Here is a 14051-nt window from a genome sequence, read left to right on the forward strand (position 1 = left end):
AGGAGAAAGCATGCAGAACTTAAAAGATTTAATGTCCATCTTTGTGGAAAAAGAATTGATTGATGAGGCCAAGGTCGATGAGGTTATTAAGTTGACAGAAGAAGAAAATCTTACATTAGACCAGTGCCTGGTTCAACACCGTTATATTCCTGAAATGCCGTTATTACAAGCTATGAGTGAATATTTGGGTTATGAGATTCTTGAAAAACTAGAGAAAATTAAAGTACCTAAAAGTTTTTGCGACAAAGTACCGATCAATTTCTCGCGTAACTCAAGTTTGATTGCGATAGAAGAAAAGCATGGTTTTTACTATATCGCAACTTGTACACCTCTGTTAACATACCCTTTAGATGAACTTGCTAGTCTACTTGATAGTGAAGTTGAGATTGTATTAGCTCCACGCACGGAAATTCTAGCCCTTATAAATCAAGCTTATCAGCAACATATGTCCGATAGTGGCGGTGTTGATGAAATGGAAGAAGATTTTGATCTTGACGGTATTGGAGAATTTGAAGAGCGTTTTGATGTAGCTGAATCTCAAAATAAGCCTCCTGTTATTCGTACGGTAAACAATATCTTACTACAAGCGCTGCGTAAAAAAGTAAGTGATATTCATTTGCAGCCTTATGAAGAAAAATTGCAAGTTCGCTATCGTATCGATGGTATTTTATATGATGTACAAAGTATCCCTAAACGTTACCAAGATGCTGTGACTAGTAGAATTAAAGTAATGGGCCGTATGGATATCGCGGAAAAGCGTTTGCCTCAAGATGGGCGTTCATCTATTGTTATGGGAACTAAAGAGGTTGACTTACGTATTTCTTCTCTACCTGTTGTTTCTGGTGAACGTGTGGTAATGCGTATACTTGACAAATCTAATAAGGTTTTTCGCTTAGATGATATAGGTCTTGACGAACGCGATTTGAAGGTACTGAATCACTTTATCAACTACAACCACGGTATTATACTTGTTACAGGTCCAACAGGTAGTGGTAAATCAACAACACTTTACGCTTGTTTAGCAGGTTTAAATGCTGTCGAAAAAAATATTGTGACCGTGGAAAATCCGGTTGAATATCAAATGCGAGGAATTAGCCAAACGCAAGTAGCAGTAAAGAAAGGTTTGACCTTCGCAAAAACATTAAAGACTCTTTTACGTCAAGACCCTGATGTTATTATGATTGGGGAAATTCGCGACGAAGAAACAGGGCGTATTGCGATTCAGGCAGCACAAACAGGGCACTTAGTTCTTTCGACTATACATACCAACGACTCAACTAGTACGATTACCCGACTTTTAGATATAGGCATCGAGCCATATATGGTTTCCTCATCTCTTGTATGTGCTATGGCTCAGAGACTCATGCGTAAGATCTGCGATGATTGCAAGACCGAATATAAACCAACAGAAGCCAAATTAAAATCTGTAGGTATAGATTTCTGCGATTTGCCGCAAGGAGTTTTGTGGAAAGGCAAAGGTTGCGAACAGTGTATGGGAAGCGGATATAAAGGACGTTGTGGAGTATACGAAGTTTTGCCAATTACCGAGAAAATCAAAGCGAAAATTGTAGAACGAGCAAGCGCTAGTGACATCAAACAAGAGTGTGTTGAACGCGGTTTGCGTACTTTGAGAATGGATGGAGCAGCAAAAGCAGCTATGGGTTTGACAACGATAGATGAAGTACTACGTGTAACTCAAATGGATTTGTTCTAGGCGTGGTGGATTATATTGTGCAAGTTTCTGCGGGAATATCTGCTCCTGCAGAATGTTGCTGGGTTGTTGTCAAAGTAGTCGAAGAATTACAAAAAGAAGCGTTAAGTCTAGACTTCCTTGTCGCAGATATACATCTAGTACCTGGAGAGCACCCACAAACGGCAAAGTCCATAGCGTTATTTCTTAGTAGCAGTAAAAATCTCACGAGTTTTATAGATTCGTGGCAAGGTACGATCAAATGGATTGGAACGAGCCCATTTCGTCCTAACCATAAGCGAAAAAATTGGTTTATTGACGTGCATTTTCACGCGGCGAATGAAAACATATTATTCGAAAAAAGTGAAATAAAGACAGATGTATTTCGTGCATCAGGGCCTGGAGGGCAACACCGCAATAAAGTAGAAACAGCTGTACGCGTTACTCACGTGCCTACCGGTGTTGTTGCTACGGCAAGTGAGCAACGTTCTCAATCAATGAATAATAAGTTAGCACTTGTACGATTGAAACACAAAATAGAAGATGTTAATCGTCAAAATACTCAAGGAAAAAAGAACGAGATGTGGCAACAACATCAAGCTTTAGAAAGAGGAAATGCTCTACGCGTTTACCAAGGAAAGCAATTTCGTTTACGCCGCGAAAAATAGAGAGATAAAAATGTCTTATGATTTTGTCCCACTAAAATTTACTGAATATTCCCAGGAAAATATGATTGAACGATCACGTGCATTTTACCAAGAAGTACAAAAGAGACGCACTGTTCGCGATTTTTCTGATCGCCAAGTACCGCGAGAAATAATAGAAAACTGTATACTCGCAGCAGGAACAGCGCCAAACGGCGCCAATTTACAACCTTGGCATTTTGTTGTTGTTGAAAGTAGCGAAATAAAGCAACAGATTCGCATTGCTGCTGAAAAAGAAGAGCGCGAATTTTACGAAAAACGTGCTCCTGATGATTGGCTTTCTGCATTAGCTCCTTTGGGCACAGATGCTAGTAAGCCTTTTTTAGAGATAGCGCCTTACTTGGTAGTTATCTTTGCGGAAAGTTACGCCAAAGACGAAGAAGGCAACAAAAGAAAAAATTACTATGTGCAAGAGTCGGTAGGAATTGCTACTGGAATTTTAATTACAGCACTCCACCACGCGGGTTTAGTTTCTCTGACTCACACGCCAAGTCCAATGAATTTTCTAAATAAAATTTTGAATCGCCCCAACAATGAACGTCCTTACCTAGTTTTAGTCGTTGGTTACCCTCAGCAAAACGCCCAAGTTCCCAATATTGACAAAAAAAATCTCTCAACAACAGCAACTTTTCTGTGATTATATGTTTAGTTGAACAATTTCGATCGCGAACATCTTGATTTTAAAATAATTCTCTAATTTTGTCATTCTTGCTCAAGTAAAACTTGGGGATCGGGCTCGGAAGCGGGCTCCAAAAAATAATGAATGATGACAGACCCGAATGTTATTCAGCTAAATGGGAATAACTTAGCCTTAACTGAATAGCATTAATGACAGACCCTAACTTTTTAGAATACCAGGAGAAGCCATTGAACGAATTAACATTTACGATAGACAAAATTAAATACAATGTAACTGTTCCAGACGAAGAATCGATTTTAGATGTTTTATTGGAAAACGGCTATAACATACCTCATTCTTGCCGCTCGGGATTTTGTACCGATTGTAAAGCTAAACTAATATCTGGCAACGTTGACTTAGAAATAAAAACAGGATTAAGCGAGGAAGAAATCAATACAGGTTATATATTAACTTGTCAATCATACCCGATCTCTGAAAAGTTAGAAATTACTTATGACGGGATTCCACTTCCTCCAGAATTTCAAGATTAGGAGTGAAATATGTTAGCTAAAGTTAAATTAGTGCTAAAGTTTGTTTATGGATTATTTTTTATTATGGCAGGTATCTCGCATTTTACCAACACTGCATTTTTTGTAAAAATTGTGCCACCATATTTACCATGGCATGTTGCACTTGTGTATGTAAGTGGTGTTATCGAAATTGCGCTTGGTGCGTTACTTATAACGAAAAGATATCAAGCGATTGCAGGATGGGGACTTGTTATTCTTCTTGTTGCTGTGTCGCCAGCAAATATTCATATGGCAATGAATCCGCAGTTGTATCCACAATTTAGCTTGTTTTTTTTATATTTGAGATTAGTGATCCAAGTAGTGCTTGTTCTTTGGGCATATTGGTACACACGGAAAGACTAAATATTTTCAGGTGGGCATAAAAAAACTCTAATAAGTAGCTTTACTTATTAGAGCATAGGGGAGGTCAGAGTTTATTTTCATTAATAGTCTACAACCAAATAATGAGATTGTCAACTATTTTTAAAATATTTTTAGATTTATTTTTATCAACTCTTGTTTTCCTTATTTGGATTAATATTTATTATGGATTTAATCGAAAGCAATCAACTTGTAAACGAACAGGAACATTGGTGGACAAAGACGAGATTTTGTTACATCGAACGCGCAATAAAATTACTTAGTAAAAAAAGGCAATCTATTTTAGAAGTTGGGTGTGGAACATGTCAGAATTTAGCTTTTTTACGAACTAAAGAGCGAGTGTCTGGTAATATAGAGCGCGTTGTTGGTTTTGACCCCGGATTTATAGATCCACCAACTTTTTCATGGCGAAAAACAAATGATCTTTTTGTGAAAACACTTGAAAATTCCTCGCAAGAGTCTTTTGATTTACTTCTTGCTATGGATGTTCTTGAACACTTGGACAATGATGTTGAGCATTTGCAGAATTGGTTGCGATATTTAAAAAAAGATTCGCTCGTTCTCATTACTGTACCAGCTTTTGAATGTTTGTGGTCGTATCATGATGAATTGTTGTTTCACAAGAGACGATACACTAAAAAAACATTGCGAAATTTAGCTTCGCAAGTGGGCTTAGAGCCGTTAATGCTGACTTATGCTTTTGGGCATATATTTTTACCAGCTTTTTTCATACGTAAAATATTAGCGCCTTTTGCCAAGCAAAAAAAATCTACTGATTTACAAGAAAGCCATTTTTTACTTAATAAAGCCTTGTATTCTTTGGGAAAGATAGAAGCCTTGTTTGGTGGAAATCCTCTGTTTGGAACATCAGTTATAGGAATTTTTACTTATGCAAACCGCGATAGTAATTCCTTGTTATAATGAAGCGAAACGATTTAAGCAACAAGCATTTTCTCGCTTTTTAGAAAAAAATTCTCATATTTGTTTGTGTTTTGTCAATGATGGCAGTAGTGATGGAACATTACAAATTTTATCAGCAGTAAATCATTCATATCCTGAAAAAACTTTTGTTTTAGATCTACCTATGAACAAAGGAAAAGCGGAGGCTGTTCGTGCAGGAGTTTGTCATATTCTTGCAAAAAATAAGTTTTCTTTTGTTGGTTTTTGGGACGCTGACCTTGCGACACCACTTGAAGAAATACATAATTTTGTTGGTATTTTACTACAACAAAACGCACCACGATTTGTTTTAGGAACGCGAATTAAGAGGTTAGGAGCTAATATAGACCGTGTTGGTTATAGACATTATCTTAGTCGAGTATTTGCAACCTTTACCAGTCTTACTTTAAACATGCCTGTTTATGACACTCAGTGCGGAGCTAAAATTTTTGCAATAGATGTTGCTGAGGAAATTTTTTCACAGAGTTTTTTTTCTAAATGGTTTTTTGACATCGAACTTATTTTTCGCGCAAAACCAATATCTAAAAATAAACACTTTTTTTACGAACATCCTTTGAGTCAGTGGACTCACCAGGGAGAAAGCAAATTAACTTTCAAAGATTTTCTTTTTGCCCCGATTGAATTATTAAGACTTTTTTGGCACTATAGAGTAAAAAAATATGACAAAAACACTAACTAATATAACCTGGGGGGCCGCAGGTGCGGTCTTTCTTGTTTTGATATTTCCAGCGTTACAAGCAAAAACGTATATTCTCAATGATTTGATTAATTTTCATATACCTATGCGAATGTTTTACCAAGATTGCTTAGTTTCTGGAGATAGCTTTCTGTGGTTTTCGAACATTTTTTGCGGTTATTATATACACGGAGAAGGTCAGGTGGGAATGTATCACCCTCTACACTTGTTCTTGTATTACTCTTTGCCTTTGAGCGTTGCCTTTAATGTTGAGTTGTTTATTCACTACCCTTTGATGTTTTTTGGAACGTATTTTCTTGCGAAAAGGTGGCAATTAGAAAGATATGGAGCTGTTTTTACTGCGCTTATTTTTACATTTAGTGGCTACAATTTGATGCATATTATTCATATTAACTCTGTGGCTGTCATTGCGCATATTCCTTGGTTACTACTTTGTATAGATATTGCTTTAAATAGATCTTCTGCCAAAAATACGCGATATGCCTTAACCGGGATTATTGTTCTGACATCTTCGCAGATTTTACTTGGTCATCCTCAAAGTATGTCGTTTTCCTTGTTTAGTGAATTAGTGTACGTCTTGTGGTTGCTGCCAAAATCAAGTAAGAAATGCTTATTGTGGGTGTTTATAGCCAAAATGTTAGCTGTTGCAGTAGGAGGAGTACAGCTCCTTCCTACGTGGGATGCCTTTTCGCAGTCATTTCGCAGTGATGCCGTCGCATCTTACGCGACAATTGGTTCGATACGATGGAGTGATTTGAGTTTGTTTTTTGCTCCATTTACACCATTATTACCAGAAGGGATGGTGGTGCGCCATGCATACGATTTTTACAGTAATGGCCACGAATTTGCCCTGTATTGCGGTAGCAGTACTTTACTTCTTATTTCGTGGTTATTCCTTAGATACAAACACTTTTCGGCGTCGCAAAAAAAAGCCATAAAGATTTTTACATGTCTCATGATACTTTCTCTTATGATGGCGATGGGCAAAAATTTAATTGTATCTTCTCTTCCTATTATTAGTAAATTTAAATACCCTGTGCGTTATGTTTCCGTAACTCATTTGTGTATGGCAGTGCTAGCAGGGATTTCTCTTGTCGATTTTGTACGTTTCGCTAGTACAGATGAGCACATCTCCTTTGCAAAGCTGTGGCCAATGTTTCTCATGCTATTCATTAGCACAGGGATTGCAATGTGGGCGTTACAACTACCACACAATGCTGAATATGGAACCTCCATACTCATGGGACCTCTTTTCATGTTGATCTCGTTGTTATTACTACTAAGCACACTAAAAGTGTCGACGAATTGTATAGCTTTACTTGTTGTTTTTACCGCTTTTGAATTAGGTCTATGTAGTATTAGCTATATCCAAGTTCTTCCAACAAGATCATTTAATGATTTTAAAAGAGATGTTAATGTTGATACACAACTTTACCGTTGGGACATAAGAGGAAATGCTAACTTGTGGGCAGCCCAAGGGCTACGTTGTTTTAATGGCTATACAGGACTGCGCCCTAAATTTAGTGTCGATCCTAAATTGGCAATTTACAAAAAAATAGCAGGAGTTTCTACGGAGTATATTCCACGATGGCAAAAAAGTGTTTCGTTAAGCAAAGCTCAGCCTCGCGTACGCCTAGTTACAAACACTGCTGTCTCTACAGATATTGAAAAAGACTTAAATAATATAGACATAAGTACTACAGCTATCGTAAATGATTCGCTAACTCTAGAAAAAGAACACCCTATAGGAAAAATAAAAATTGTCGACGAAAAACCTGGTTATGTAAAAATGTCTTTACAAGTTCTGGGAAAACAACTTGTAGTTTTTTCCGAGAGATTCCATTCAGGATGGATGGTGAAAAGTGGAGATAAATCACTCACTACTGTGCGTGTATATGGAGATTTTTTAGGATGTGTTGTCGATAAACAAAATAGCGAGATAGAGTTTTCTTTTTCGCCAAAAAGCTATCACTACGGAAAATGGATTAGTGTTGTTGGTTTGCTTTTTTCTTTGTTGTTTATTCTCATGGGTTGCGGAAACATGAATAGTGAAGTTAAACATGTTTAAATTTATAGGAATACTATTGAGGATTTATAAGCCATACATTGAATGTCGATCGTGTAATTACAAAGGTGAGGTTATCACATTTGGCATAGCAGGAATTTTTCTCTATGGCATAAGTTTTTTATTGTACTTTATGTGTTTTTACGCTTTTTATTCGGCAGGTTTTTATTTTTGGCCTAATTGGATTGTTGCATTGTTATTTGGGCTTTGTATGTTGAGTTTTCTATTCGCTTGCCCAGATTATTTTTGTCCAGATTGTCGTACGTCTATAGAAGACAATTAATTGTCTTCTATAGACATTGATATTAATAAAAGGGGTTCATCTTGATCTTAATCCATTCTTATGGAATAATAATTAAAATACATGCGAAGAAAAATTAGCCTCTTTGAGTTATCAAACTCCAAAAAACTTTGTTACTGAAACTAATCAAGTTACAAATACTATGTACCATGTCCATGTTCAAGGAGGTCTAAACCCCTCCGAGAACAAGGAAGAAGACGGCGGCTCCACGCGCGCACCAGGCCCCCCCCACCACCACCCCAAGCATTTTTCTTTTCTAGATGAGTCTTACCAAAAATCAGCATATTATTTCCCTTTTGAATCTCGCGTTTCTTCTCTTGCCGAAAGAATTACGATGCGTGAAGGTAGCTGTGTTTTTTGAAACCATTTACTTCCTCATGGATCATCGCCAAACAACTCATCTCGTTCTCGTATAGCGCAATTTATAAAGTTTTTTCCTCTTCTTTTTTCTTGCTAAGCAAGAAAAAAGAAGAGTTGAAAGAAGGAAATTTTTACAAAAAACGATTGATTTGGCAACGCGAAAGCATAATTTTAAGTTAACAGAAGTAGGCAAAAAAGTTTTTGATTTGTAGTGGATAAAAATAGGTTTGGACAATGAAATGATTTCTTTTTATTACACTCTACAATTGAAATGATGCAGATTTAAAACATATTCTTTTTTAAAATTAAATTTAATGCCATCAACAAAACAAAGAAAGTTCCTGAAGTTGGTGATAAGAACTCTCTTTATTTTGCTGTTCTTCTCTTGCACAAAGACTTGGCAGTTCTAAAACGCATATTTCATATGTTTGGCTTAGATCCTGTTCCTTGTTCCAGTAAGAGCATTAAGTTTCATGAAGTTATTTCTGAGGGAAATCTAATAAGAATTTACTTTTTTGCAAGTATATTCTTTTCTCGTTTGTGATACGAGTGTCCTAACATTTCTGACAGCTTTGGAAAAAAGCGGTACATGCGCGACAAGATGTGTGCATGACCAGTAATAAGGATAATAGCCTTATTCTTTTTTACTCCTTTTACAATTTTGCGCGCAGCTTTTTCTACGGAGTAAGGTTTCAGTTGTATATTTTCGCGAATTTCTTCTCTAGATGCCACAAGCTTATCTTCATTGATAATTTCTGAATCTGTTACCATTGGCGTGTCGATAACCCCTGGACAAATTGCACTAACTTTAACTCCAAATGCCCTTGCTTCGATTCGCAGCGATTTGCATATTCCGAGTACAGCGTGTTTAGTTCCCGAATAAGCCCCCAGGTTAGGTGAGGGAATAATACCTGCTAGTGACGCGGTGTTTACAATATGTCCGTATCCTTGCTTTTTCATAACATTACACGCAGCATGTGTGCCATAAATAACTCCACGAACATTAATATCAAATAGGCGATCCCACTGTTCTAATGTCATCTCCATCATTTCGCCCATTATCGCAATTCCAGCATTGTTAAACATATAGTCTAGACGATGGTGTTGTTCTATAGTGTTTTCTACTAGTTTTTCAACTGCATCTGAATCGCGAACATCAACTTCATATGGGAAAGCTTTTCCGCCATTATTTTTATTGATGTTTTCTGCTGCTTGTTGCGCTTGTGAAAAATTGATATCAGCTATAATAATTGTTGCTTGCTCTTTTGCCATTTGCTTAGCGATTGCATATCCGATGCCTGATGCAGCACCTGTGATAATCGCTACTTTATCTTTAAAGTACATTTATCCCTCTTTGTTTAGGTTTTGTATCTTGCAGTTGCTCAATTACGATATTGAGATTATATTTTTATATTTTTATATTTTTTACCATACTACAAAAACACTGCTTGTGCTATTAGAAAAATCGTTTTGAACTCTTCTAAAGCGTTTCACTAGGCGATGTACTTAGAATTTAGTACGATTTAATTTGAGAGGTTTGCAGTTATTTGTTTATTTAGAATTCGAGTTTTCTTGTCTGAAATGAAGAATAATCTATCTTTAAGTCGTACAAATTCTAATCTTTGTATAAATGTGTTGCGCATTTTTTCTATTTACAAAAGTAGAATATTAATATAAAATTATAAAAAATGAAATACTTTAAGTTTTGCTTTTTCTCAAACCAACATTTCTTGCTCTACAATCTTAGTTCTTGATGTTTTTTAGATATTTGGGATTTTTATTTATTTTTGTAATTGCGTTACTTCCTATTAATTTTAAAACACTTAATTGCTTTGAGCGACCTATTGCAAAAAATAATTTCGTAGCAAAATTAGAATCATTAGCAATACTATATTTACAATTATTTTGAGGAGACCCCCATGGCATATCAATCGCCAGGTATATATATGAAAGAAGTTTCGAGCGGTTCAAAACCTATTTTGAGCGCAAGTACTTCGACAGGTGCCTTCATCGGAATCGCGGAAAAAGGACCAACAAACAAACCAATGCTTATTACAAATTGGACGCAGTTTGTTACGACCTTTGGTAATTTTATTCCAGGCGGGAGACTTGCTTACGGAGTATATTCTTTTTTCCAAGAAGGTGGTGGTAGCTGTTTTGTTATTCGAGTAGGTGCTGACAACGCAAAAGAAGCTTCTAAGACTGTTAGCGCTGGAGAAGGAGAAGCAGCAAGTAGTATGAAGATTGCTGCTAATTCGACGGGTGAATGGGGGAATCGTGTAACAGTACGAATCTCTGATCCTCTTGATGCGAATCCTGAAACACACTTTAGCGTAACAGTTTTATACCAAGAAGCGGACGGTTTTACTAACGAATACGATGGAAATGATCCGCGCGAAGTAAAAGAAGAATATGTTGATGTTGATATTCAAAAATTCATGGACCAAGCTAATGTTCCTGAAAGCGGAGAAGGTGGTTCGTCTTTCATTCGCGTTGAAGTAACTGGTGATTTTAAGCGTCCAACAAACGAAGAACTTAAATTGGAAAATGGTTTAGACGGTGACCTGGATAGTCCTAAACCGTTTACAAATGCTTTAAAGTACCTAGATCCTATCGATGAAATACTTCTTCTTTGTATTCCTGATCGCCCAGGAGATCGTGCTGTTATTATCAAAGCAATAGCTTACTGTCAACTACGTCAAGACGCTTTTTTTATTGCTGATCCACCGCGCGCTTTAGAACCTACGGACGTAAAAGATTTTAAAAGTGGTACTGGTAAATACAAAGGTGAAAAAGGTCTTGCTTCTTCTTATGGATCGCTTTATTACCCTTGGGTTTACATTAGTGATCCTGCAACAGGTCGTAAGAAATTAGTTCCACCTTCTGGACATATAGCGGGTATCTATGCATATACAGATAATAAACGTGGTGTGCACAAAGCACCTGCGGGTATTGGCGTTGGAGCCTTAAAAACTATTGTTGGCATGGAGCGCAGTACGTCAAAAGGCGAACAAGATTTTCTACATCCGCGTAATATAAATGTTCTTCGTAGCATCACCGGTGCTGGTGACTGCGTATGGGGTGCAAATACATTATCTGCAGATCCAGAGTGGAAATACGTTAACATTCGCCGCTTGTTTATTATGGTGAGAGTTTCTATTGCTAGAGCAACACAGTGGGTAGTTTTTGAACCAAATGACAAATTGTTGTGGGGTAAAGTAAAACGAAATGTAAGCGCTTACCTCTCTAATGTCTGGCGAAGTGGTGCTTTAGTTGGTGACACAGAAGATCAGGCTTTTTATGTTAAAGTCGATGAGGAAAATAACCCTCAATCTAGTATTGATGCTGGTGAACTACACATTGATATAGGAATTGCTCCTGTTAAACCAGCAGAATTCGTCATATTTACCGTTACTCAAAAATCCCCACAATCATAGATGAAGGAGTAATTCACTATGGCAGATAGAAGACCAGATCTCGATCCATATCTTGGGTATCGTTTCCGCGTTGACATTGATGGTATTGGAATTGCATCTTTCAAAACAATTTCTATTCCAAGTCCTGAAACCCAAGTGAAAGAGTATCGCGAAGGTGGTAACACCGTTTCTAGTAAATTAGCAGGTATAACAGGTGCCACAGAGATTACCTTGGAAAAAGGTTTGTTTAGTAGCATGGAGCTTTGGGAGTGGCACAATTCTGTGGTACAAACAGGAGCGATTCCTAATCGTAAAAATATGTCGATTACTGTTGTTGATGAGGAAGGCAATGACGGTCCTTCTTGGGAAGTCGTTAATTGTTGGCCTTCAAAGGTTGAATACGGAGCACTCGATGCGACAAATGACGAGCCAATACCTGAAACTGTTACAATTCAACATGAGGGTGTTAAACGCGTAACATAGGAATTTATAAATGACTGTTTTACAAATTGAGCACGATTTTGAATTACCTTTAGGGTATGTTGATGAAGATGGAAATCTACACAAGCACGGCAAGATGAGACTTGCTACAGCAGCAGATGAAGTTTTACCGATGCGCGATCCGCGTGTTCAACAAAATCCATCTTATTTGAGTATAATTATACTTTCTAGAGTAGTTATAAAACTTGGGTCTCTTAAAATGATAACACCGAGAACAATAGAGAACTTATTTACTAAAGATTTTAATTACTTACAGAAAATATACAGCAAAATCAACGATGTTGATGATAATTCAGAAGATTAAATTGATCTAAAGCGTACATAATATATGTACGCTTTAGGCATCTAGACTACTTGTGTTGTATTTTCAAATAATTTGAGTGCATGCTGTTTATGAAAGCTTTTAGATATGGACATTGCTACGCAATTTGAATTTTCGTTACCTATGGGCTATGTTGATAATGAAGGAGTTGTTCATAAAAACGGCGTCATTAGACTAGCAACAGCAGCAGACGAAATTTTTCCAAATAAAAATGCAAAAGTAAAAACAAATCCATCTTATTTGCCAATAGTACTTCTCTCTAGAGTCATCGTGGAGTTAGGAACTGTTGATGTGATAAATACAAATGTTATTGAAAATTTATTTACAAAAGATTTTACCTATCTACAAGATTTATATAATCGTCTAAATGAACATGGCGAAGATACATTTCGTACTAAATGCCCTAACTGCAGTGCTAAAATTAAGGTAGATGTTCCCTCTTTGGGGGAGTAGTTCGCTATCCTTTAGAGCGTCTCTATGAAGAGATAGCATTTGTAGCATACCATTTTCACTGGGAACATAAAACGATTATGAGTATGGAGCACAAAGAGAGACAAAAGTGGTGCCAACAAATTAATAGTATTAATGACAAACTAAATAGTGGTGAAAAGAAACAAAGCAGCAAAAGTATTTTTAGTATAAAGTAGAATGTGTTGCCTCTTTTTCATAATGAAACTTTTGGGCACTCGCTTTATTATTTTTCAAGTAATACTATTTACTTTTAAAGTACCTTACTATTACTTAAAATAACTCGAATTTTGCAAAAATCTAAATGGAAACACTCCCCTTAGTATGTTTGTTTTTATATTAAAACAAGGAACTCATTATGGTAGACATTCGCAACGCAGCTTTTGGATCGACTCCCGATTTACTATTTATGAATCACCGCTTTATGGTTGAGATAAATAATTTACCTCTCGCGGGATTTGCGGAAGTATCAGGACTAGAGGCATCTATTGAAACAGAGACAATAAAAGAAGGTGGTTGCCCTTTTCCTTATGTTATAGCTACAGGAGTAAGTTATAATGAGCTGACTTTAAAGCGAGGACTTGGTTTGATTCCCTTTTTTAACTGGCTTCAAGATGTTGCAGAAGGAACAACTGAGCGTGCAGATGTTATTGTGCACTTGATTGAAAATATTCCTGGACCTATACCTATCCCCACAAAAACATGGAGTTTTAAGGATGCTTTTCCTACTAAGTGGTCTATAAGTGACCTGAATGCATCTGAGGGAGAAATCATGATCGAAGAGATCACTATGCACCATCATGGTTTTGAACAAATTCTGTAATCTAATACTCTGGTTGATTATCAATCTTTAGTTTGGATTTTCGTTTTTGAAGTTACTCGCCAGTTACAGAATTACAACTATGCGTTTGGTCGCGACAAAAGAAAATACATAGTGTTGAATAGAATCAAAACTTTACAGAGTACTAGTAAGAGGTTTTTACATCTGATGGTAAGAA

16 protein-coding genes and 1 pseudogene are annotated in these 14051 nt (G+C 36.7%); 15 read left to right on the forward strand and 2 right to left on the reverse strand.

Annotated elements, in window-relative coordinates; genetic code table 11:
- Positions 1–10 precede the first annotated feature (10 nt).
- From UABHE_RS15350 to UABHE_RS15390, 9 genes are all read left to right on the forward strand, one after another.
- Positions 11–1714 carry a GspE/PulE family protein gene (locus UABHE_RS15350; RefSeq protein WP_372371216.1) on the forward strand — a complete coding sequence of 568 codons (1704 nt, stop codon included), beginning with the start codon at positions 11–13 and terminating at the stop codon, positions 1712–1714.
- Positions 1715–1731: 17 nt separating this feature from the next.
- On the forward strand, positions 1732–2358 hold the full coding sequence (prfH, locus tag UABHE_RS15355; protein ID WP_372371217.1) for a peptide chain release factor H: 627 nt from the start codon (positions 1732–1734) through the stop codon (positions 2356–2358).
- 10 nt (positions 2359–2368) lie between these two features.
- Entirely contained in the window at positions 2369–3031 is a 663-nt protein-coding gene (locus UABHE_RS15360; RefSeq protein ID WP_372371218.1) for a nitroreductase family protein, read from the forward strand.
- Between the two features lie 230 nt (positions 3032–3261).
- Positions 3262–3564, forward strand: coding sequence for a 2Fe-2S iron-sulfur cluster-binding protein (locus UABHE_RS15365; RefSeq protein ID WP_372371219.1), 303 nt, complete (start codon positions 3262–3264; stop codon positions 3562–3564).
- A gap of 9 nt (positions 3565–3573) precedes the next feature.
- Complete coding sequence (locus UABHE_RS15370) at positions 3574–3945, forward strand: DoxX family protein (protein WP_372371220.1); 372 nt, start codon at positions 3574–3576, stop codon at positions 3943–3945.
- A gap of 183 nt (positions 3946–4128) precedes the next feature.
- Positions 4129–4884: a methyltransferase domain-containing protein gene (locus UABHE_RS15375; protein WP_372371221.1), complete on the forward strand. Its 756-nt coding sequence runs from the start codon at positions 4129–4131 to the stop codon at positions 4882–4884.
- Positions 4853–5602, forward strand: a complete 750-nt coding sequence (locus UABHE_RS15380; RefSeq protein WP_372371222.1) for a glycosyltransferase — start codon at positions 4853–4855, stop codon at positions 5600–5602. The genes UABHE_RS15375 and UABHE_RS15380 overlap by 32 nt, the downstream gene beginning before the upstream one ends.
- Positions 5583–7688 (forward strand): hypothetical protein, encoded by a 2106-nt coding sequence (locus UABHE_RS15385; RefSeq protein WP_372371223.1) that lies wholly within the window; start codon positions 5583–5585, stop codon positions 7686–7688. Before UABHE_RS15380 ends, UABHE_RS15385 begins: the two co-directional genes overlap by 20 nt.
- Before the next feature lie 383 nt (positions 7689–8071).
- Complete coding sequence (locus UABHE_RS15390) at positions 8072–8347, forward strand: hypothetical protein (RefSeq protein WP_372371224.1); 276 nt, start codon at positions 8072–8074, stop codon at positions 8345–8347.
- Between the two features lie 506 nt (positions 8348–8853).
- Here UABHE_RS15390 and UABHE_RS15395 read toward each other — a convergent pair.
- Positions 8854–9690: an SDR family NAD(P)-dependent oxidoreductase gene (locus UABHE_RS15395; RefSeq protein WP_372371225.1), complete on the reverse strand. Its 837-nt coding sequence runs from the start codon at positions 9688–9690 to the stop codon at positions 8854–8856.
- 399 nt (positions 9691–10089) lie between these two features.
- Complete coding sequence (locus UABHE_RS15400; RefSeq protein ID WP_372371226.1) at positions 10090–10272, reverse strand: hypothetical protein; 183 nt, start codon at positions 10270–10272, stop codon at positions 10090–10092.
- On the opposite strand from UABHE_RS15400, the gene UABHE_RS15405 reads away from it, so the two are divergent.
- From UABHE_RS15405 to UABHE_RS15430, 6 genes and pseudogenes are all read left to right on the forward strand, one after another.
- The gene (locus UABHE_RS15405) at positions 10266–11783 is read left to right on the forward strand and encodes a phage tail sheath family protein (RefSeq protein WP_372371227.1); all 1518 of its coding nucleotides are present in this window, start codon (positions 10266–10268) and stop codon (positions 11781–11783) included. The two genes, UABHE_RS15400 and UABHE_RS15405, sit on opposite strands and share 7 nt — an antisense overlap.
- 18 nt (positions 11784–11801) lie before the next feature.
- Positions 11802–12245, forward strand: a complete 444-nt coding sequence (locus UABHE_RS15410) for a phage tail protein (protein ID WP_372371228.1) — start codon at positions 11802–11804, stop codon at positions 12243–12245.
- A 10-nt stretch (positions 12246–12255) separates the two neighbouring features.
- Complete coding sequence (locus UABHE_RS15415; RefSeq protein WP_372371229.1) at positions 12256–12567, forward strand: hypothetical protein; 312 nt, start codon at positions 12256–12258, stop codon at positions 12565–12567.
- Positions 12568–12672: 105 nt separating this feature from the next.
- Positions 12673–13038, forward strand: a complete 366-nt coding sequence (locus UABHE_RS15420; RefSeq protein WP_372371230.1) for a phage tail assembly protein — start codon at positions 12673–12675, stop codon at positions 13036–13038.
- Positions 13039–13061: 23 nt separating this feature from the next.
- A pseudogene (locus UABHE_RS15425) lies at positions 13062–13232 on the forward strand (DUF6760 family protein); the annotation flags it as partial.
- 179 nt (positions 13233–13411) lie between these two features.
- A complete protein-coding gene (locus tag UABHE_RS15430) occupies positions 13412–13876 on the forward strand; it encodes a phage tail protein (protein WP_372371231.1) in 465 nt (154 codons plus the stop codon).
- Positions 13877–14051 lie beyond the last annotated feature (175 nt).

Origin of the sequence: Candidatus Uabimicrobium helgolandensis (assembly GCF_041508025.1) — a bacterium.
Lineage (GTDB): Bacteria > Planctomycetota > Uabimicrobiia > Uabimicrobiales > Uabimicrobiaceae > Uabimicrobium > Uabimicrobium helgolandensis.